Origin of the sequence: Streptomyces sp. NPDC052687, from assembly GCF_040678395.1 — a bacterium.
Classification (GTDB): Bacteria; Actinomycetota; Actinomycetes; order Streptomycetales; family Streptomycetaceae; genus Streptomyces.
In genome coordinates, this window is sequence record NZ_JBFATR010000001.1 from 537,083 (window position 1) to 555,742 (window position 18,660).

An 18,660-nucleotide genomic window follows, 5' to 3' on the forward strand; every position below is an offset into this window, starting at 1 on the left:
GGTCCGAATCATGGCATTACTGCTGGCTCTGCTGATGGGCGTGGCCGTCTGGGGCGTCTTCGCCGGCATCCGCATGTACCGCGCGGACGCCAAACTGCCCACCGACCTGGCGCTCGCCCTGGAGGTCGGCGCCACCCGCACCGGCGCGGTCGACTCGCTCGTCGACCGCCTCGGCATGCGCTACGCGCCCGCCGTCCTGCGCCTCATGGGCCCCAGGCAGGTCGCGAAGTACCGCCGCAAGATCGACCTCGCGGGCAACCCGGGCGGCCTGACCATCGACCGCTACGCCGCCCGCCGCGCGGTCTACGGCGCGCTGGGCGCCGCGGGCGGCCTGGTCTTCCTGCTCCAGGGCAACGTCCTCATGACCGTGCTCCTGCTCGCCTTCGGCGCGTTCTGGACGGAGGTCGGGATCTGGTCGGCGATCCGGGTCCGCCGGGACGTCATCGAGCGCACCCTGCCGGACTTCCTGGACGTCCTCGCCGTCGTGGTCAGCGCCGGCCTCGGCTTCCGCCAGGCCCTGGACCGCGTGGCGTCGCGCTACGAGGGCCCCTGGGCGGACGAGATCCGCATCACCCTCCGCCAGATGGACCTCGGCATGAGCCGCCGCCAGGCCTTCGCGGAACTGCGCCGGCGCAACGACTCGGAACAGGTCGCCATGTTCGTGACCGCGCTCCAGCAGGGCGAGGAACTGGGTGCCCCGATCGTCGACACGCTCGTCGCCCTCGCCAAGGACATGCGGCGCACCGACGCCCAGAACGCCCGCCGCAAGGCGGCCCGGGCCGTCCCCAAGGCCACCATGATGATCACCACGTTCATGGTCCCGGCGACGATGCTGCTGCTGGGCGCGGGCCTGCTGCTGGGGTCCGGGACGGACTTCGGCACGATCACGGGTGAGTGAGCGGTGGCGACGATGTCGACGTGGACGGGGCGGGGTGGCCCGGCGGGGCGAGGCGGTCCGGCGGGGCGAGGCGGTCCGGCGGGGCGAGGCGGTCCGGCGGAGTGGGGCGGCCGGGTGCGGCGGGCCTTGCAGAAGGCACCGTCGGCCCCCGCGCACCCCTCGGCACACCCTTCGGCCCTCACCCACCCCCCGGCGCACCCCTCGTCCCTCACCCACCCCCCGGCGCACCCCTCGTCCCTCACCCACCCCTCGGCCCCCACCGCGCCCTCGACCCCCGCCGAGCGATCAGCCGCCCCCACCCTCTCCCTCCAGGTCAACGCCCTCCAGGCGCTGTGCCGCCAGGTCTTCGGCTTCCGCCTGGCCATGATCGCCCTGGCTGCCCCCGCCGCACTCCTGAACGCCTCGCCCGGCCTCGGCCAGAACCTGGTGGGCGCGGCGGTCGTGGTCACCTTCATGGGGTCGTACGCCCTCTTCCGGGACTGGGAACGCTTCGGCCCGCTGCTCCTGCGCCACCCCACCCTGCTCGCGGCGGACACCCTGTTCGGCTCACTGCTGCTGGTCTCGGCGGGCCCGGACACCACGCTGGCGTACGTCAGCGTCTGCACGCCCCTCCTCGCCGGCCTGGCCTACAGCTGGCGCGGGGCCGCCTGTTTCGCCTCGCTGCAGTCGCTGATCCTGCTCCTGGTGCAGGCGACCCTGGCCCGGACCGGGGACCGTACCCCGGCGGAGGCCCTGCTGGTCCCCGGCCTGTGTGTGATCACGGGGGCGGCCGGTTCGCTGTTGCGCAACCTCATGCTGCGCTTCGGCGAGGCGACGCGGGCCCTGACGGCCGTACAGGCCCGCCTCGCGGCGACGGAGGCGGTGGCGGAGGAACGCGCGCGGCTGGCCCGCGAACTGCACGACTCGGTGGCCAAGACGCTGCACGGCGTGGCGCTGGCCGCGGAGGGCCTGGCGGCCTCGGCGAACGCGCCGGCCCCGGACGCGGCGGTACTGCGCCGGCAGGCCGACCTGGTGGCCCGCGCGGCCCGCAGAGCGGCGACCGAGTCCCGCGAACTCCTCACGGACCTGCGCCGCGATCCCGGCGGCCCGGCGAGTGCGCTGGACCTGGAGGCGGAACTGAGGACCCGTACGCGCGACTTCACCGCCCGCACCGGCATCCCGGCGACGTACGAACCGACGGACGCGGACCGCCCCCTGCCCCCCGTCCCGCCCGCGGTGGGCCGCCAGCTCCTCACCATCACCGACGAGGCCCTGGAGAACGCCCACCGGCACGCTTCCCCCGCCTCGGTGCGGGTGACGGCGGGCGTGGCGGACGACCACCTGCTCCTGGCCGTGTACGACGACGGCCGCGGCCTCCCCCACGACGCCACGCTCGACCACCTGCGCGAGACGGGCCACTTCGGCCTCCTGGGCATGGTGGAGCGGGCCGCGTCCGTGGGCGCCCGCATCAGCATCGGCCGGGGCGCCCACCCGAGGGGCACGGAAGTCCGCCTGGAGCTCCCCCTGACGGCGCTGACGGCGCTGACGGTCCCCACGGCCCCCGACGACCCCGACCCAGGTGACGCAGCATGAGCGATGACGAGACGCCGTCCCCCTTCCGGGAGCCCCCGCCGCCACCGCCCCTGCGGGTGGTGGTCGCCGACGACAACCCGGTCGTCCGCGCCGGCCTGACCGCCCTCCTCACCGGCCGCCCCGACATCACGGTCGTGGCGGAGGCGGCCGACGGCCGCGAGGCGTACGAGGCGGCGCGCACCCACCACCCCGACGTGATCCTCCTCGACGTCCGCATGCCGGGCGTGGACGGCCTGTCGGCACTCCCGCACCTCGTCCGGCTCGCCCCGGTCATGATGCTGACCTACAGCCGCGAGTCGGACATCGTCCACGAGGCCCTGCGCCGCGGCGCGGGCGGCTACCTGGTCCACGGCGAGTTCACCGCGGACCAGCTGGTGACGGCCGTACGGGACATCAAGGAGGGCAGAGCGCACTTCACCGCCTCGGCGGCAGGCGCACTCCTGGCGCGGCTCCGGCAAGGCTCGCCCGTGCCCCTGCCTGCGGATGCAAACACTCCGGACACTCCAACGCGCCCTCCGATAGCGCCATTTTCCCCGGAACCGCTTTCGCAACTGCAACGAACTATGGCACAGTCGCGGTACCAACTCAGCGCAAGGGAGGCGGAGATCATGGACCTCATCGCGTCCGGCATGAACAACCAGCAGATCGCCGCCGCCTGCTTCATCAGCGAGAAGACGGTCAAGAACCACATCAACCGCATCTTCGCCAAGCTCCACAGCACCACCCGCGCCGAAGCCACCGCCAGGTGGCTGGGCACGGCCCCCGGCACCCCGGGAGGCCCCCGATGACCCCACTCCCTTGGGCCCGCCTTTGGGCCCCCGGACCCTCGGCCCCCACCCCCGCCCCGCCCTACCCTCCCGCCACCGACAGCGCGCCTTCCGGAGGGAACCCCCATGCACAAGTGGAACGACGACAAGGGCCAGACCGCGGTCGAGTACCTGGGCATCATCGCGGTGGTGGTGGCGATCGTGCTGGCCATCACGGGGACGGACATCGGGCAGTCGATCTACGACGCCATCGTGGAGAAGATCGACGAAGTCACCGGCTGATGAGACGCCGCAGGTACGGCGACGCAGGGCAGGCCTTCCCCATCTACATCACGGTGGTGGCGGGCCTGCTTTTCCTTGCGTTCGCCTACCTCGCGGTCGGCCAGGCCGCGGCCACCAGGAATGAGGCACAGACGGCCGCTGACGCTTCGGCTCTCGCGGCGGCGCTGGACGCCCGGGACCAGTTGGCGGGGGACTGGCTGGAGAACGTGCAGGATCCCGACCAGTGGCAGGACATCTTCGAAGGCGCCGTACCGGTGGAAGATCCCTGCTGGCGCGCCGACCAACTCGCGGCGCAGAACGACGCTCATGTCGACAGCTGTGTGCCGGACGGTCCCCTTGGCTACACGGTCGAGGTCACGACCGACGAGCCTGTCGGAGACACCATCATCCCCGAGACAGAGGCCATTTACGCGGAAGCGTCGGCCAAAGCTGTCATCGAGCCCCGCTGCACGTTCGAGCCGCTGGGAGAGGACGCGGGCGACGAAGAGTTGCCCACTCTCACCTGCGAGGACGAGAACTGGGAACTGTCTCCGGACGACCTCACCGACCTGCCGGATCCCGAGGATCTTTTCGACGTCCATCTGGCCGACTGACAAGCGAACGACGAGTGATGAAGGAAGACGCAGGCATGAGCATTCGGTTCACAGCGAAGGCCCGCAGGGGGATGGCCGCGTTGTCCGTGGTGGCCGGTCTGGCCCTCGGCGTGGCCGGATGCGGCGGCGGGGACGGCGAGGACAAGAAGCCGCAGCGTTCGGCGTCTGCGTCCCAGGACAGTGACTCCCAACCGACGGCCCAAGAGAAGACGAACGAAGTCCTGGCGGAGCTGAAAGGGGAGGACGGGCTGCTGCTGAGGATCACTTCGGCCACCCGAGACGCCGGCGGTTTCGTGACCGTGAGCGGAGAGCTGAAGAACGATGGAGACGAAGCCACCCGTGTGTCCGTCCGCACGGCCGGAGACGAGACGGAAATCATCAGGCACGGGTCTTCGCTCGGTGGGGCGACACTCGTCGACTCGGCGGGGAAGAAGCGCTACTACGTGCTCCGGGACACAGACGGCCGCCCCCTGACGACCACAGGCATGCCCAGGATCAAGGCCGGCGCTACCATCCCCGTCTTCATGCAGTTCCCCGCCCCACCGTCCGACACCACCGAAGTCACCTTCCAACTCCCCACGTTCGCCAGCGCCACCATTTCCCTCGCCGGGTGAGGCCACCGATGACCCGAACCCGACGCCTCCCCCTGACCCTCGCGACCACCGTCCTCCTCCTCACCGCCACCACCGCCCACGCCGACGACAACCCCAGCGTCCCGCCCGGCACCGAGGCCACCGCCGCCGCCCCGGTGGAACTCGACGCCAACGACCCGGACCTCAAACTCCCCGAAGGCGCCACGCTGGCCGAGCCGAAGGTCCTGGACATCAAGCAGGTGGTGGAGGACGAAAGCGGTGAGGAACGCCGGGAGGACACCAACGCGGACGTGAAGTTCGCCCTTCAGGCGGAGGTGCTGTTCCCGAGGGACAGCGCCAAACTCGGCGCGGAGTCCAAGGCCCGCATCCGGTCGATCGCCGAGGAGATCAAGGCCCAGAACGCCACCCGCATCCGCGTCTTCGGCTTCACCGACAACCTCGGCTCCTCAGCCCACGGCGACATCCTCTCCAAGCAACGAGCCAACGCCGTCCACGAAATCCTGTCCGCCGAACTCAACGACCCCGGCGTCACCTTCGAGGTCCGCGGCTACGGCGAGGACTACCCGATCGCCACCAACACCACGGAGGAGGGACGCAAGAAGAACCGACGGGTGGAGGTGTCGTTCCCGCGGGGGGAGAGCTGAGACCGACGCTCCTCTCAGTCGCCGGACTCATCGGCCTCGGAGTCGGCTCCCTGTCCGAAGCGGTCACCGGAGGGGCCAGTGGTGCCGATGGACAGAAGCGACGACGACCGTAGGCAAACGCCGGCGTGCGATGCGTAGGTTCGCCCTGATGGTTGGCTCAGAAACCAAGCGCGATGGCTGAATGCCTACTCTGTGGTGCCTGCCCCGAACGGTCAGTCACGGCCGACCAGTAAAGTGACGGGTGCGGTCTCGTCCGGTCTGGGGGCCGGACGGGAAAACGGGGAGGCACCAGTGCTGCCGAGCGATGTCGCGGTTCGGGGAGCGCGTCGACGGGCGCGACGGGCTCCTTCCGGCTGCCCGGTGTGTTCGACGCGGCGAGGGACACGGTTCAGGACCTTGCCACCGAGCTGTCGTCGTTCACGAAGTTCCGGCAGCGGGTCGACGAACTCAAATCCCGGCGACCCCGGGCCCGCGGATGTCTATCGGCTGCCCGACCTCCCGGCGGCGGCCTCCGCCTCGCCGTCCCCGGCGGCCGGCGCCCCCGGCATCACCGGAAGCGGGATCGGCGGCGGAGGACCACGACACGACCGGAGCGAACGCCACGGGGCACAGGACGACGACAAGTTGGCACGGGGAGGACACGCGTATGGCGTGGGAGGAGTGGGAACAGCTCAAGGCCTCGGCGGCGGAGCATCGTCCCACACGGATGCAGCTCAATCAGTACCCCGCCGACCAGGGGAGCACCCAGGGAGACCTCAAGGTCGGCAACCAGGATCTGGAAGCCGTGGGGAAGGCAGCCCGCGACCTGTTCAACGACTTCACCACCTACAGCGGACACGCACGAGTCGCCTCCGAGACGGCTGCGGACCGCCTCAAGAGTGAGGGGTTCGCTCTCGGCGGCGCACTCGAACATGTGACGGCGCGCTGGAGCGAGCAGACCAAGACACTCCTGGACGCCTGTGCCCACATCTCGAACCACCTCCGGTTCACGAAGAACCAGCACGCTGCCGACGACACCTACATCGCCGGCGCGGTCAGCAGCATCGCCACGCTCGACGAGGGATTCGACGACCGGAAGGGCCACTGACGCCGATGGACCTCGACGCCCTGCGCTACGGCAACTTCTCCCAGCTCGGTGAAGCGATCACCGATTGGGAACAGATGGCGAAGAAACTTGCCGATCTGAAGAAAGATGCCGAGGACAACTTAAAAGCCAGGGCCGACAAGGCCGCGTGGACGGGCGTCAACGCCACCGTCAGCCGTGAGTTCATCACGAAGACCGCCGCTGAGTTCGCTGACGCGCATGCCCAGGCGAACACGGTCGCCAAGATCCTCAAGGACACCCGACAGGAACTCATCGACTACCGGACCCAACTCAACGACGCCATCGACCGTGCCGCCAAGAAGCACCTGACCGTTGCCGACACCGGGAACGGCTCGTTCACGGTCGTCGCCAACACCCGTCCGGACTGGTCATCCGACCCGAGCGGCGAGCAAGCGGTCAGCCAGCAGGAGGTCGACGATGCTCGCGACGAGATCCAGCGCATCCTGGGCAAGGCCGCTCAGAGCGACTCCACCGCAGCGAAGGCACTGCGCCTCATCGTGGATCAGGCCGAGTACGGATTCTCTGGCGCCAGTTATGACAGCCGGGATTCCGCAGCCAAGGCCATCGCAGAAGCTGACAGGATGGCCAAGATCCTCGCGAAGGATCCTCGCGACGTGACGAGTGCGGAACTCGCTTCGCTCAACAGCGCCCTGGTCACGTACAAGAATGACCCGCTTTTCGCGGAGGAGTTCGCGACACAAGTAGGACCGAAGAAGGCGCTTGTTTTCTGGGCTGGTATAGCTGACCCGTACCAGGGGGAATACAACCACAACCCCGCACGGGACAAGCAGGCCAGGCAGCTGCAGAAAAACCTCGGAATCATTCTGGGTCGAGCCACACTCTCCGACAGTGACCAGATGACGAGCTGGAAGGACCAGATGATCAAACTGGGTCCGAACCAGCTCGGGATCGGCGATGCCGGAAACCCGACCGGCTACGCCGTCATGAGTAATCTCATGCGCTTCGGTGACTACGACGACGATTTCCTCTACCGATACGGTGACGAACTCCTCGCATACGACAAGCAGGTCAACGGACGGGCCGCCACTCCATGGGTCAATAACTGGAATACGGGAGATCTCAACCTGTGGGGCAATGAAAATGACCGTGGCCGGGACCCCGTCACAGGCTTCCTCGAGGCGTTGGGGCACGATCCTGGCGCTTCGGAGAAGTTCTTCGCCCGCCCGGACTTCTCGGATACTTCCATGCCGACGTTGGAAAGAGACACGGTCAACACCGAATCCGAGGTCAACGAGCATCTCAAGTATCTGACCAGTGAACGTCTCTGGCTGCCCGATACCACGATGGACGGTAAAGAAGGCTACGTGGCCGGGCGCGACGCACTCGGTCACGCGTTGGAGGCGGCGACGACTGGATACCCGTACGACGCCGACGCGAAAGACACCGTGGCAGGTGGTGACCGCCGTACGGCGAACACCGCAGCTGTCTTCGAACAGGTCGCGTACCTCTACGGAGGCGAGGGCGGCCCCAAATTGCTGCACACGCAGCCCGAACTCGCTGACAGCTTGGGGAAGATCGGCGGTGCGTACATCGACGATATCGACTACGAGCTTTCCGGCATCGGCGATCACGAAAAGGATCCGGGTGACTTGCCGGCCCGTTACGACGGCCGGGCGAGCATTGGCAATCAAGGGGCCATCGACTTCCTGAGCGTCCTCGGCCAGAATGAGGACTCACACAAAATCGTCACCGCGGCGCAGCACATGTACACCCTGAGCCTCTTGGATGCCAACCCGGCCACCAGCGAGGAGAACATGAACCGCGCCAGAGATGCCATGTCTGTCGGCGCGGAAGCCCGAGGAATCCTTGATCACTCTCGCGTGCAGCAGGCAGCCACGACTTACGGTGAGGAATCCGAGGAAGCAAACAAGGAGCTCGCCCGCTCGTCCGACTGGAAGAAGCTGATGGCGGGTGCGGTGGTGGCCGGCGGAGTCGCCGCTGTCCCTCTTCCTGGTTCCACTGCTGCCGCCCTGGTGATTGCTCCTGTAGCTGCGGATCAGATCGTCAACGCAGCCAATACGCTGCTCGGTCATGAAATCGATAAGGCGACGGAAGAAGCGGCAGCCGATCCCAGTGGTCCTTCGCAGATGACGAGTCGAAAATTCTTCGATCAAGGGACGGACGGCCTGGGGAAGATTTATGCCGCGTATTTCGAGGGCCACCCGAAAGCTGGCGAAAAGGCAGATGAAGAGCAATGGATCGAGGGTCTGGAGGGTAGCTACCTGGGTACGGGACCGAATCAGAACGATTACCGGGGTCGTCCCCCGTTCAAGGACTGAGGTTGGCGTGAAAATGCTTCCACTGGTAGAGGGTGGCAAGTCGAGGATTGCGCTCTTCATCGCGGTCGCTGCACTACTTACGAGCGGTTGCAGTGGCGGATCTGATTCGGATGGGCGGAGCAAAGCTCAGAAGGGGATTCCTGCACACGAGATCTGTGATGGGACGCTCGACCCGTCGGCAGCTGCAGCCCTCAAGCGTATGTCCGGCACGAACAGGTTTGAAGAGCTTGCTGGAGCTAATCAAGCAGGCGAGCCGGACGAATTCTCGGTGAGCAGGTCGGTCAAGCATCTTCATGACGATTACCTCAAGCAGAGTGAGTGCTCGGTGTATAAGGCGGACGACGGCAGTGTGCAGCCGCTGTTCGAGGTTCGGTTTTCAGCGTCTAGGTACTACCCCTCAGGAAAAGCACATTCGAGTGACAGGAAGGTTCGATACCCGCTTGGTGTTTTTGCGCAGGTGGGCCTCAACGGGGCTGACCTCTTCTTTCGTTGTTCGACCAAGGCATCGACCAAGGATGCTCACATTGGGGACGCGGACTATGTGAAGGCCGAGATGTATGCATCCATCAACCGGCTCCGTGGGGACGACAAAGCAAGAGACGTCATGGTCATCCTCAACTCAATGGCACGGGCGGTCGCCGAGGCCGCGGGCTGTGCGTCGCAGGCCGGTTTGCCGACTCGAGTGCCGGATGCCGTATGACTTAAGTCCGTCCAGGCACCGGCGCTTCCGGTGGCGGAGGGGATGACATCTTCGGGAGGATGGCGCTCGCCGAGGGCGACCGGGTGAGCTCCGATGCCGGCTTCGGCGGCATCGGTCCCAACCACGGGATTTTTCGTGCCCGTTGCCTTCAGACAGGCACGACGGTGTTCCTCGTACAGGTCAATGGCAGCGGTATGAGTGCTGTCGTACGCACCCTCTTCCCCCGCTACGTCGAGGCCGAGGCCGAGGCCGCCCGTCTCGGCTGCGGCCCGCTGAAGCTGAAACTGCCCAGCCCGCAGGGAGCCGCTGACTACCCGTCCGGCAGACGGAGCCTGACGCTTACTCATCGCCCCGTGCTTCCCCTTGCTCTCCCCGAGCCACGATCCTCACCGCCACCCCCGCGCTCAACCCCCACCCCTCCATCACACCTGCCTCCGCCTCCACCACATGCCGAGCCCGAAGCCGGGGCATCCCCATGCGGCCCGGGCGCATGGTGCGTACGGCGATGACACGGAGCCCGCGGTCGAGGTAGGCGACATCGATGGGGATGCGCATGCCGAGCGTGTGGATGCTGCCGGCGGGGGAGAGGAGCATCGCGCCGTTCACGGTGTCCCGGCCGAGCAGGCCTCTGGTGCGGGCCCGGTAGGACGTCGCGATCTCCAAGGGGACTCGGACCTCGCCCCTGACCCCGTGGATCACCAGCGTTCCCCGCCCGTCGCGCCACCTTCGGCCCATCCGAGTCCACCTCCCGTTGCGGCACGATTCCGGCGGAACAGACTGTCATCATGCGCAGGATCCGCAGGCTCCCGCTCCAGGTTTCGGTGCCCCCGACGGATACATCCAAGGTTCCGGCCAGGACATCAGCCGGGAAACGATCCCGTGGTGTCCGATGCGGCACCAGGTCGGGTGGGCCGTGACGGTTAATCAGGCGGCGGCCCAAAAGAGTTGTCCGCGTGCGTCGTTCCGGTTAGGAAGTGTTCATGACTGGACTCGGTGCAGTGTTCCGCCCGCAGCTTCCCCCCGAGCGGCTGCGTGCCCTCGCGCGTCTCGCCGACGACTCCGGGCTCGACGAGCTGTGGCTGTGGGAGGACTGCTTCCTTGAGGGCGGGATCTCCACGGCCGCCGCCGCGCTCGCCTGGACCGAGCGGGTGAAGGTGGGCATCGGGTTGCTGCCCGTGCCGTTGCGCAACGTCGCCGTCACCGCCATGGAGACGGCCACCCTGCACCGCATGTTCCCCGGCCGGGCGATCGTCGGCGTCGGGCACGGCGTGCAGGACTGGATGGGGCAGGTGGGCGCCCGGGCCGAGTCGCCGGTGACGTTGCTGCGGGAGTATCTGGTCGCACTGCGCGCCCTGCTGCGCGGCGAGCGGGTCAGCACCGAGGGGCGGTACGTGCGACTGGACGACGTCGCGTTGGACTGGCCCCCGCTCACCCCGGCGGAGGTACTGGCCGGGGTCACCGGTCCGCGCTCCCTGCGGCTGTCGGGCGAGGCCGCCGACGGCACCATCCTGACCGTGGCCACGCCTCCGGACGGCGTACGACGGGCCCGGCGGCTCATCGAGGAAGGGCGCGCGGCGGCCGGCCGGGGGGACGGCGAGCCGCATCGGATCGTCGTGTATCTGCTGACCGCCACCGGTCCCGGCGCCTTCGACCGGCTGCGTGCCGAGCTGGCCGCCGAAGGGCTCGCCGACGTGCCCGGTCTCGGTGTCGCGGGTGACGCGGCGGACGTCGCCGAGGCCGTACGGCGGATGGCCGAGGCCGGTGCCGACTCCGTCGTCCTGCAGCCGACCGCCGACGAGCCCGACCCGGAGGGGTTCGTCCGGTTCGCGGCCGAGCAGGTCAGGCCGCTGGTCGACTGACCGGCAGCCGGGAGGTCCGCCGTCAGCGGCCGGCTATTCGTTGGCCGCGCTCCGCCGCGTTCGCGACGATCAGTTCATGGACAGGGAACACATCCCCAGCGAGCACGTCCCCAGTCAGCACACCCCCACTCAGCACCCCCCCACCTTCGACGAACTCGTCGCCGAGGGAGCCTCCGTCCCCACCGAGGGCTGGGACTTCTCCTGGTTCGAGGGCCGGGCCACCGAGGCGCGGCCCTCCTGGCGGTACGCCGAGTCGCTGGCCGGGCGGCTCGGCGCCGCGACCGCCGTACTGGACATCCAGACCGGAGGAGGGGAGGGCCTGGACTTCGCGCTCGGCCGGGCGGCCTCCGCACCGGCGCTTCTCGCCGCCACCGAGGGCTGGCCGCCGAACGTCGCCAAGGCCACCGCCCTGCTCGGGCCGCGCGGTGTCGTGGTCGTGGCCGCCCCGGAGGACGCGCCGCTGCCGTTCGCGGACGGCGCCTTCGACCTGGTCGTCAGCCGGCACCCCGTCACACCGCACTGGGCCGAGATCGCGCGGGTGCTCCAGCCCGGCGGCACGTACTTCGCCCAGCACGTCGGGCCGGCCAGCGTCTTCGAGCTGGTGGAGTACTTCCTGGGGCCCCAGCCCGAGGAGGTACGCCGCGGGCGCGACCCGGAACGGGAGCGCGCCGACGCCGAGGCCGCCGGGCTGGAGGTCGTGGATTGGCGGGCGGAGCGGATGCGGGTCGAGTTCCACGACATCGCCGCCGTCGTGCGCTTCCTGCGGAAGGTGGTGTGGATGGTGCCCGGCTTCACCGTCAAGGCGTACGAGCCGCGACTGAGGGCGCTGCACCAGCTGATCCAGGCGGAGGGCGCGTTCGTCGCCCACAGCACCCGGCACCTGTTTTTTCGTGGCCCGGAAGCCCACCTGCCCGTGAGCCCGCTTGCGCCCGGAAGTCCGCCTGCGCCTGTAAGCCCGCCCGCCCCGTAAACCCACCCGCCCGTCAGCCTGCCTGGTTGCCTTGATTGCTTCTCCACTCCCACCAGCCACTTTGTTCACAGTGTTTTCACATTGTTATGGGAAACGGCTCGATCCACCCCCTCCCCTCACGTAAGTTCAGACCAAGGCAATTCGCGTGAGCAAAGCTGCGCGGCGGGACCGCGCAGTGGAGGGGGCTGTGCGGTGCCCGGCCTGACCTCCGCTTTCCCTTCCCCCGCCACGCGGCGAGCCCTCGCCGGCCGCGCGTCAAGCGGATGCCGTCGCGTTCGTGTCGCCCGCAAGGGGGACCCCGCGAGGGTCCGGCCCGAAGGTGTGAACCGGCCGGAACCCCTTGTGAAAGGCGCTTTCCGCGACCAGCGGGGCGTCGCCGGGCAACTTCGGAGAGTAGTTGTGGCGCGCCGATGTGCGCGCCGGCCCTTACGAAGGGTTATGGTGGAAACCCCCCCTCGGGCCGGTCCGTCTCCCCCCCACGGACCGGCCCGTTTCTTTTCCCCTCCGCCGGGCCCCGGAAACGGCTCCGCCCGCCGCAGGAGTAGGCTTCGCCCCCGGGGACCGCCATACGGACAGGGGCGCACCCGTATCCGCGCCCGGCCATCAGGCGCCGCAGGCGCGCCGTGCCCGTCCCCTGTCCGATCCGCACCGGAGGGGCTGACAATCACGTGAACCTGCGCGACAAGCTGCGCGGCCTGCTGGTCAGGCTCTACGCACGCCGGGTGGAAGGCCACCTGGACCACGCTCAGGTGCCCAAGCACATCGGCGTGATCATGGACGGCAACCGCCGCTGGGCGAAGGCGGCGGGCTCCAGCACCGTGCACGGCCACCGGGCCGGCGCCGAGAAGATCGAGGAGTTCCTCGGCTGGTGCACCGAGACGGACGTCGAGGTCGTCACGCTCTGGCTGCTGTCGACGGACAACTTCGACCGGCCGCGGGAGGAACTGGTCCCGCTGCTCGGCATCATCGAGGACGTCGTGCGCACCCTCGCCGCCGACGGCCGCTGGCGGGTGCACCACGTGGGCACCATGGACCTGCTGCCGGCGGGCATGCAGACCACCCTGAAGGAGGCCGAGGAGGCCACCGCCCACATCGACGGGATACTGGTCAACGTCGCCATCGGCTACGGCGGCCGGCAGGAGATCGCCGACGCGGTCCGCTCGATGCTGCACGAGGCGGCCGAGCAGGGCACCTCCCTGACGGAGCTGGCCGAGGCGGTCGACATCGACATGATCGGCCGTCACCTGTACACCGGCGACCAGCCCGACCCCGACCTGGTCATCCGCACCAGCGGCGAGCAGCGGCTGTCCGGATTCATGCTGTGGCAGACCGCCCATTCGGAGTACTACTTCTGCGACGTCTTCTGGCCGGCCTTCCGCAAGGTCGACTTCCTGCGCGCCCTGCGCGACTACGCGGCACGCCACCGGCGTTACGGCGGCTGACGCACGAAAGTCCCCCTGAGGGGGGTACGGGTACCCCTTCCGGCGCGGGGCAAACGCCGGCAAGACGGCGCATGTCACCAGGAGTTCACCGGCGCGCCGTCATATGCCGTGGCATGGCATCGCCTGTTCGAGGGCATAGAGCAGACAGGTCGACGCCCGAACCACGGGTGTCGGATCTCAGCGGGCGGCACGGGGTCGTCCGCCCGGGAGGTCCTTTGCACCAGCCTCACCGTGCGGTCTCGGCACGGAAGCAGCGGCGGAGGGCCGGTTTCCGGCCCGCGGTGCACGAGGGCCGTCGACCGGCCTGGATCTCTCCCGCCTCCCGGCCCAGCTTCCGCTCCGTCGCTCCCCGACCTCATCCGAGGGGGTACGTCCTTCCGTGGTGACCAGCGCACAGCGCCACAAGCCAGACCGGCGCACCTATGTTCTCGACACCAGCGTCCTGCTGGCCGACCCGAACGCTTTGAGCCGCTTCGACGAGCACGAGGTCGTGCTCCCCGTCGTCGTGGTGACGGAGCTGGAGGCCAAGCGGCACCATCCCGAACTCGGCTACTTCGCCCGGCAGGCCCTGCGCCTGCTCGACGACCTCCGGGTGCGGTACGGGCGTCTCGACGCCCCCATCCCCACCGGCGACCTCGGCGGGACCGTGCGTGTCGAGCTCAACCACTCGGACCCCAGCGTGCTGCCCAGCGGCTACCGCCTGGGGGACAACGACTCCCGCATCCTCGCGGTCGCCCGCAACCTGCAGGCCGAGGGGTTCGACGTCACCGTCGTGTCGAAGGACCTGCCGCTGAGGATCAAGGCCTCCTCGGTCGGCCTGCTGGCCGAGGAGTACCGCGCGGAGCTCGCCATCACGGACTCCTCCGGCTGGACCGGGATGTCCGAACTGACCCTGGCGGCCGAGCAGGTGGACATCCTCTTCGAGGAAGGGCACATCCACGTCCCCGAGGCGGCGGACCTGCCCGTGCACACGGGCCTGACCATCCACTCCGAGCGCGGCCGGGCCCTCGGCCGGGTGACGCCGGACGGCATGGTCCGGCTGGTGCGCGGCGACCGGGAGGCGTTCGGCATCAAGGGGCGCAGCGCCGAGCAGCGCATCGCGCTCGACCTGCTGCTCGACCCGGAGGTGGGGATCGTCTCGATGGGCGGCCGGGCCGGCACCGGCAAGTCGGCGCTGGCGCTGTGCGCGGGCCTGGAGGCGGTGCTGGAGCGCCGCCAGCACGAGAAGATCATGGTCTTCCGCCCGCTGTACGCGGTCGGCGGGCAGGAGCTGGGCTATCTGCCCGGCACCGAGGCGGAGAAGATGAGCCCCTGGGCGCAGGCCGTCTTCGACACCCTCTCGGCGGTCACCAGCCGCGAGGTCATCGAGGAGGTCACCGCGCGCGGCATGCTGGAGGTGCTGCCGCTCACCCACATCCGCGGGCGCTCGCTGCACGACGCGTTCGTCATCGTGGACGAGGCCCAGTCGCTGGAGCGGAACGTCCTGCTGACCGTCCTGTCGCGGATCGGGGCGAATTCCCGGGTGGTGCTCACCCATGACGTGGCCCAGCGGGACAACCTCCGGGTCGGGCGCTACGACGGTGTCGTCGCCGTCGTCGAGAGACTGAAGGGGCATCCGCTGTTCGCGCACGTCACCCTCAACCGGTCCGAGAGGTCCCAGATCGCCGCGCTTGTGACCGAAATGCTGGAGGAAGGGCAGATCTGATCCGCTTGTGACCCTCTGATCCACTCGCCCATCCGCGGGCGATTGAGGGTGACTTGGCGCCGTCCGGAAAGGCGAAGAGCCTAGCCGGACGGCGCCTTCGCTTGTGCGGAAACCACGAAATCCCCGGGGCCGAACGGGATGTGAGCTTTCACACGCAACTCGGAATTGCCTCACGGCGTCGCCTTGCGGCAGAGTCTCACTCCTGTCAGGCCCCGCATACGACACACCTGTATCCGTACCCCCAGCGGTGCGGGACAACTGAAGTACCCCGCTAACTCCATAGCAACCGTCGTATGCCGCCCGAGCACCATGCGGCGCTCCCCGCGAGGGAGTTGCCCACCGGGCCCGCGCCTCCCGTGACCCCGTAGTTGGGGAGGCCAGTGCCAGGGGCACGATTGCGTCCGCCAGGGTCACCGAAGCGGGCGATGCTGGAAGGAAACCGTGTGAGCCGGATTTCGGTCCGGGGACTCGCAGTGGCCTCGGCCACCGCGGTCACCGCAGTCGGAAGCGTCGTCGGCGTTGCCTCGGGCAGCACCGCGCAGAACAACGACGCCGAGGCGGCGGCAACCGACCTGACGCTCCTCGCGGACATACCCGCGGGCCAGCAGGCCCAGGTGCAGACCGCCTCCCTGACGCAGCAGGCCGACGTCCAGGCCATCGCCGCGGACGCGAGCGCCAAGAAGGACGCCGAGGAGGCGGCCCGCAAGAAGGCCGCCGAGACCGCGATCGCGAAGAAGGAGCAGGCCGAGAAGGCCGCTCAGGAGGCCAAGGAAGCCAAGGAGCGCGAGGAGGCCGAGCAGAAGGCCAGCCGCGACGCCGCCCGGGCCGACGCCTCCACCTTCGCCGTCCAGAGCTCGTACTCCATCGCGCAGATCCAGTCGATGGCGCGCCAGATGGTGCCCGGCGACCAGTGGACCTGCTTCAGCAACATCGTGGACCACGAGTCCGACTGGAACTACCGCGCGGTCAACCCCTCTTCCGGCGCCTACGGCCTCTTCCAGGCACTGCCCGGGTCCAAGATGGCGTCCGTCGGCGCCGACTGGCAGACCAACCCGGCCACGCAGATCAAGTGGGGCCTCAACTACATGAACGAGCGCTACGGCAGCCCCTGCGGCGCCTGGTCGTTCTGGCAGGCCAATCACTGGTACTAGGCCGCCCCCCGCGACCTGCGGTTTGCACCCCGCTCGGCTTCGCGCAGCCCCTCGCCGTTCTACGGTGAGGGGCTTTCGCCCTGTACGGTCTGTCGGGACGACTCCAGGGAGGAGTGGTGGGGACCCGACGGGGGAGAGGGACGGAACATGTCGCGAGTGCCAGGGTGGCTCGGCCGGCTGGGCGCCGGACTGAACCGCATGGGCAGACAGTGGGAGGAACGCCGCGCGGAGGCCGAGCGGGAGCACGCGGACACCGCACGTGAGCCGGCCGGAACGCCGGCGCAGGTGCCGCCGCCCCCCGGATACGCCCCGGCCGTCGCGCCCCGCCCCGACCCGGCGCAGGCCGTGCCGTGGGGCGTCAGGGTCGCCGCCGAGGCCGGCTGGCGGCTGCTGGTGCTGGCGGGCACCGTCTGGGTGCTCATGCGGGTCATCAGCGCCGTCCAGCTCGTGGTGCTGGCCTTCGTCGCCGCGCTGCTGATGACGGCGCTGCTGCAGCCGACCGTCGGCCGGCTGCGCCGCCTCGGGGTGCCGCGCGGCCTGGCCACCGCGCTGGCCGCGCTGCTCGGGTTCGTGGTGATGGGCCTGGTCGGCTGGTTCGTGACCTGGCAGGTCATGGAGAACATCGACGACCTCTCCGACCAGGTGCAGGACGGCATCGACGAGCTGCGCCGCTGGCTGCTGGACAGCCCGTTCCACGTCACCGACAAGCAGATCAACGACATCGCGGAGAACCTGCGCGAAGCGATCGGCGCCAACACCGACCAGATCACCTCGGCCGGCCTGGAGGGCGTGACGGTCGTCGTCGAGACGCTGACCGGCATCCTGCTCGCCGTCTTCTCCACGCTCTTCCTGCTCTACGACGGCCGGCGCATCTGGGAGTGGACGCTGAGGCTGGTCCCGGCCGCCGCCCGGCCCGGTGTGGCGGGCGCGGGACCGCGGGCCTGGCGGACGCTGACGGCGTATGTGCGCGGCACGGTGATAGTGGCCCTGATCGACGCCATCTTCATCGGCCTCGGCATCTACTTCCTGGATGTGCCGATGGCCGTGCCGCTGGCGGTGTTCATCTTCCTGTTCGCCTTCATCCCGCTGGTCGGCGCCGTGGTCTCCGGGGCGCTGGCGGTGGTCGTCGCGCTGGTCACCCAGGGCGTGTTCACCGCCGTGATGACGCTGGTCGTGGTGCTCGCGGTGCAGCAGATCGAGGGGCACATCCTGCAGCCGTTCATCCTCGGGCGGGCCGTGCGGGTGCATCCGCTCGCCGTGGTGCTGTCGGTCGCGGCGGGCGGCATGGTCGCCGGGATCGGCGGGGCGGTGGTCGCCGTACCGCTGGTGGCGGTGACGAACACGGTCGTCGGCTATCTGCGGGCGTACTCCACGGAGTCCGCGCTGCGGCACTCCCCGCCGCCGCACGGTGCCACGGCGACCGACGCGGCGCCGGGCGTGCCGCCCTCCGAGCCGGACGCCTGACCCTTCCCGGGAACGGCGAAGGCCCCGTCCACCGGTGGGTGGACGGGGCCTTCGGCGCTTGGTCAGCGAACCGGCCGGGTCACTCGGCCAGGACCGCCTCGGCGTCCAGCGTGACGCCGACCGCCTGGATCACGGAGGCGATCTTGAAGGCCTCCTGGATCACGTCGCGGTCGAGGCCCGCCTTGCGCAGCACCTGCTCGTGCGAGTCCAGGCACATGCCGCAGCCGTTGATCGCGGACACGGCGAACGACCACAGCTCGAAGTCGACCTTGTCGACGCCGGGGTTGCCGATGACGTTCATCCGCAGACCGGCGCGCAGGGTGCCGTACTCGTGGTCGGACAGCAGGTGGCGGGTGCGGTAGAAGACGTTGTTCATCGCCATGATGGCCGCCGCGGACTTGGCCGCGGTGTAGGCCTCCGGCGTGAGGTTCGCCTTCGCCTCCGGCTCCAGCTCACGCAGCACGATCGGGGAGCGCGAGGCGATGGCGGTCGCCAGCACGGTGCCCCACAGCTGCTGGGCGGGGAGGTCGGAGTTGCCGATGACCGAGCCCAGGTTGAGCTTCAGGTCCTTGGCGTAGTCCGGTATACGGGACTTCAGCGCGTCGAGCGACATGG

Annotated in this window: 18 protein-coding genes; 16 read left to right on the forward strand and 2 right to left on the reverse strand. The window is 69.2% G+C overall.

Annotated features, from left to right (window positions below):
- The first annotated feature begins 10 nt into the window (after window positions 1-10).
- The 10 genes from AB0K92_RS02555 (at window position 11) to AB0K92_RS02600 (ending at window position 9,454) form a co-directional block, all read left to right on the forward strand.
- Complete coding sequence (locus tag AB0K92_RS02555; RefSeq protein WP_365918625.1) at window positions 11-898, forward strand: DUF5936 domain-containing protein; 888 nt, start codon at window positions 11-13, stop codon at window positions 896-898.
- 330 nt (window positions 899-1,228) lie between these two features.
- The gene (locus AB0K92_RS02560; protein ID WP_365918781.1) at window positions 1,229-2,470 is read left to right on the forward strand and encodes a histidine kinase; all 1,242 of its coding nucleotides are present in this window, start codon (window positions 1,229-1,231) and stop codon (window positions 2,468-2,470) included.
- Window positions 2,467-3,258 carry a response regulator transcription factor gene (locus AB0K92_RS02565; protein WP_365918627.1) on the forward strand — a complete coding sequence of 264 codons (792 nt, stop codon included), beginning with the start codon at window positions 2,467-2,469 and terminating at the stop codon, window positions 3,256-3,258. The genes AB0K92_RS02560 and AB0K92_RS02565 overlap by 4 nt, the downstream gene beginning before the upstream one ends.
- Window positions 3,259-3,363: 105 nt before the next feature.
- Window positions 3,364-3,519, forward strand: a complete 156-nt coding sequence (locus AB0K92_RS02570) for a hypothetical protein (protein ID WP_365918629.1) — start codon at window positions 3,364-3,366, stop codon at window positions 3,517-3,519.
- Window positions 3,519-4,112 (forward strand): flp pilus-assembly TadE/G-like family protein, encoded by a 594-nt coding sequence (locus AB0K92_RS02575; protein WP_365918631.1) that lies wholly within the window; start codon window positions 3,519-3,521, stop codon window positions 4,110-4,112. Before AB0K92_RS02570 ends, AB0K92_RS02575 begins: the two co-directional genes overlap by 1 nt.
- 35 nt (window positions 4,113-4,147) lie before the next feature.
- Complete coding sequence (locus AB0K92_RS02580) at window positions 4,148-4,726, forward strand: hypothetical protein (RefSeq protein WP_365918633.1); 579 nt, start codon at window positions 4,148-4,150, stop codon at window positions 4,724-4,726.
- A gap of 8 nt (window positions 4,727-4,734) precedes the next feature.
- Window positions 4,735-5,349 carry an OmpA family protein gene (locus tag AB0K92_RS02585; RefSeq protein ID WP_365918635.1) on the forward strand — a complete coding sequence of 205 codons (615 nt, stop codon included), beginning with the start codon at window positions 4,735-4,737 and terminating at the stop codon, window positions 5,347-5,349.
- A 646-nt stretch (window positions 5,350-5,995) separates the two neighbouring features.
- The gene (locus AB0K92_RS02590; RefSeq protein ID WP_365918637.1) at window positions 5,996-6,436 is read left to right on the forward strand and encodes a hypothetical protein; all 441 of its coding nucleotides are present in this window, start codon (window positions 5,996-5,998) and stop codon (window positions 6,434-6,436) included.
- A gap of 5 nt (window positions 6,437-6,441) precedes the next feature.
- Window positions 6,442-8,754 carry a hypothetical protein gene (locus tag AB0K92_RS02595; RefSeq protein WP_365918639.1) on the forward strand — a complete coding sequence of 771 codons (2,313 nt, stop codon included), beginning with the start codon at window positions 6,442-6,444 and terminating at the stop codon, window positions 8,752-8,754.
- 7 nt (window positions 8,755-8,761) lie between these two features.
- Entirely contained in the window at window positions 8,762-9,454 is a 693-nt protein-coding gene (locus tag AB0K92_RS02600) for a hypothetical protein (RefSeq protein ID WP_365918641.1), read from the forward strand.
- A 339-nt stretch (window positions 9,455-9,793) separates the two neighbouring features.
- On the opposite strand, the gene AB0K92_RS02605 is transcribed toward AB0K92_RS02600, so the two are convergent.
- On the reverse strand, window positions 9,794-10,189 hold the full coding sequence (locus AB0K92_RS02605; RefSeq protein ID WP_365918643.1) for a DUF192 domain-containing protein: 396 nt from the start codon (window positions 10,187-10,189) through the stop codon (window positions 9,794-9,796).
- Between the two features lie 245 nt (window positions 10,190-10,434).
- On the opposite strand from AB0K92_RS02605, the gene AB0K92_RS02610 reads away from it, so the two are divergent.
- The 6 genes from AB0K92_RS02610 to AB0K92_RS02635 all read left to right on the forward strand — a co-directional run bounded on the left by AB0K92_RS02610 (window position 10,435) and on the right by AB0K92_RS02635 (window position 18,045).
- A complete protein-coding gene (locus tag AB0K92_RS02610; protein WP_365918645.1) occupies window positions 10,435-11,313 on the forward strand; it encodes an LLM class flavin-dependent oxidoreductase in 879 nt (292 codons plus the stop codon).
- Window positions 11,314-11,389: 76 nt separating this feature from the next.
- Window positions 11,390-12,283 carry a class I SAM-dependent methyltransferase gene (locus AB0K92_RS02615; protein ID WP_365918647.1) on the forward strand — a complete coding sequence of 298 codons (894 nt, stop codon included), beginning with the start codon at window positions 11,390-11,392 and terminating at the stop codon, window positions 12,281-12,283.
- 668 nt (window positions 12,284-12,951) lie between these two features.
- Window positions 12,952-13,725, forward strand: a complete 774-nt coding sequence (locus AB0K92_RS02620) for an isoprenyl transferase (protein WP_365918649.1) — start codon at window positions 12,952-12,954, stop codon at window positions 13,723-13,725.
- Between the two features lie 379 nt (window positions 13,726-14,104).
- Window positions 14,105-15,430 carry a PhoH family protein gene (locus AB0K92_RS02625; RefSeq protein ID WP_166002051.1) on the forward strand — a complete coding sequence of 442 codons (1,326 nt, stop codon included), beginning with the start codon at window positions 14,105-14,107 and terminating at the stop codon, window positions 15,428-15,430.
- A gap of 443 nt (window positions 15,431-15,873) precedes the next feature.
- Window positions 15,874-16,581, forward strand: a complete 708-nt coding sequence (locus AB0K92_RS02630) for a transglycosylase SLT domain-containing protein (RefSeq protein WP_365918652.1) — start codon at window positions 15,874-15,876, stop codon at window positions 16,579-16,581.
- Window positions 16,582-16,728: 147 nt separating this feature from the next.
- Window positions 16,729-18,045: an AI-2E family transporter gene (locus AB0K92_RS02635; protein ID WP_365918654.1), complete on the forward strand. Its 1,317-nt coding sequence runs from the start codon at window positions 16,729-16,731 to the stop codon at window positions 18,043-18,045.
- A gap of 79 nt (window positions 18,046-18,124) precedes the next feature.
- On the opposite strand, the gene AB0K92_RS02640 is transcribed toward AB0K92_RS02635, so the two are convergent.
- Entirely contained in the window at window positions 18,125-18,658 is a 534-nt protein-coding gene (locus AB0K92_RS02640) for an alkyl hydroperoxide reductase (RefSeq protein ID WP_166002054.1), read from the reverse strand.
- Between the last annotated feature and the right edge of the window lie 2 nt (window positions 18,659-18,660).

What these genes read in the sequence shown, in the direction of transcription:
- AB0K92_RS02585 (WP_365918635.1), top strand. Translation starts at nt 4,735, where the DNA reads ATGACCCGAACCCGACGCCTCCCCCTGACCCTCGCGACCACCGTCCTC.
- AB0K92_RS02565 (WP_365918627.1), top strand. Translation starts at nt 2,467, where the DNA reads ATGAGCGATGACGAGACGCCGTCCCCCTTCCGGGAGCCCCCGCCGCCA.
- AB0K92_RS02640 (WP_166002054.1), bottom strand. Translation starts at nt 18,658, where the DNA reads ATGTCGCTCGACGCGCTGAAGTCCCGTATACCGGACTACGCCAAGGAC.
- AB0K92_RS02615 (WP_365918647.1), top strand. Translation starts at nt 11,390, where the DNA reads ATGGACAGGGAACACATCCCCAGCGAGCACGTCCCCAGTCAGCACACC.
- AB0K92_RS02575 (WP_365918631.1), top strand. Translation starts at nt 3,519, where the DNA reads ATGAGACGCCGCAGGTACGGCGACGCAGGGCAGGCCTTCCCCATCTAC.
- AB0K92_RS02605 (WP_365918643.1), bottom strand. Translation starts at nt 10,189, where the DNA reads ATGGGCCGAAGGTGGCGCGACGGGCGGGGAACGCTGGTGATCCACGGG.
- AB0K92_RS02595 (WP_365918639.1), top strand. Translation starts at nt 6,442, where the DNA reads ATGGACCTCGACGCCCTGCGCTACGGCAACTTCTCCCAGCTCGGTGAA.
- AB0K92_RS02590 (WP_365918637.1), top strand. Translation starts at nt 5,996, where the DNA reads ATGGCGTGGGAGGAGTGGGAACAGCTCAAGGCCTCGGCGGCGGAGCAT.
- AB0K92_RS02610 (WP_365918645.1), top strand. Translation starts at nt 10,435, where the DNA reads ATGACTGGACTCGGTGCAGTGTTCCGCCCGCAGCTTCCCCCCGAGCGG.
- AB0K92_RS02570 (WP_365918629.1), top strand. Translation starts at nt 3,364, where the DNA reads ATGCACAAGTGGAACGACGACAAGGGCCAGACCGCGGTCGAGTACCTG.
- AB0K92_RS02580 (WP_365918633.1), top strand. Translation starts at nt 4,148, where the DNA reads ATGAGCATTCGGTTCACAGCGAAGGCCCGCAGGGGGATGGCCGCGTTG.
- AB0K92_RS02555 (WP_365918625.1), top strand. Translation starts at nt 11, where the DNA reads ATGGCATTACTGCTGGCTCTGCTGATGGGCGTGGCCGTCTGGGGCGTC.
- AB0K92_RS02635 (WP_365918654.1), top strand. Translation starts at nt 16,729, where the DNA reads ATGTCGCGAGTGCCAGGGTGGCTCGGCCGGCTGGGCGCCGGACTGAAC.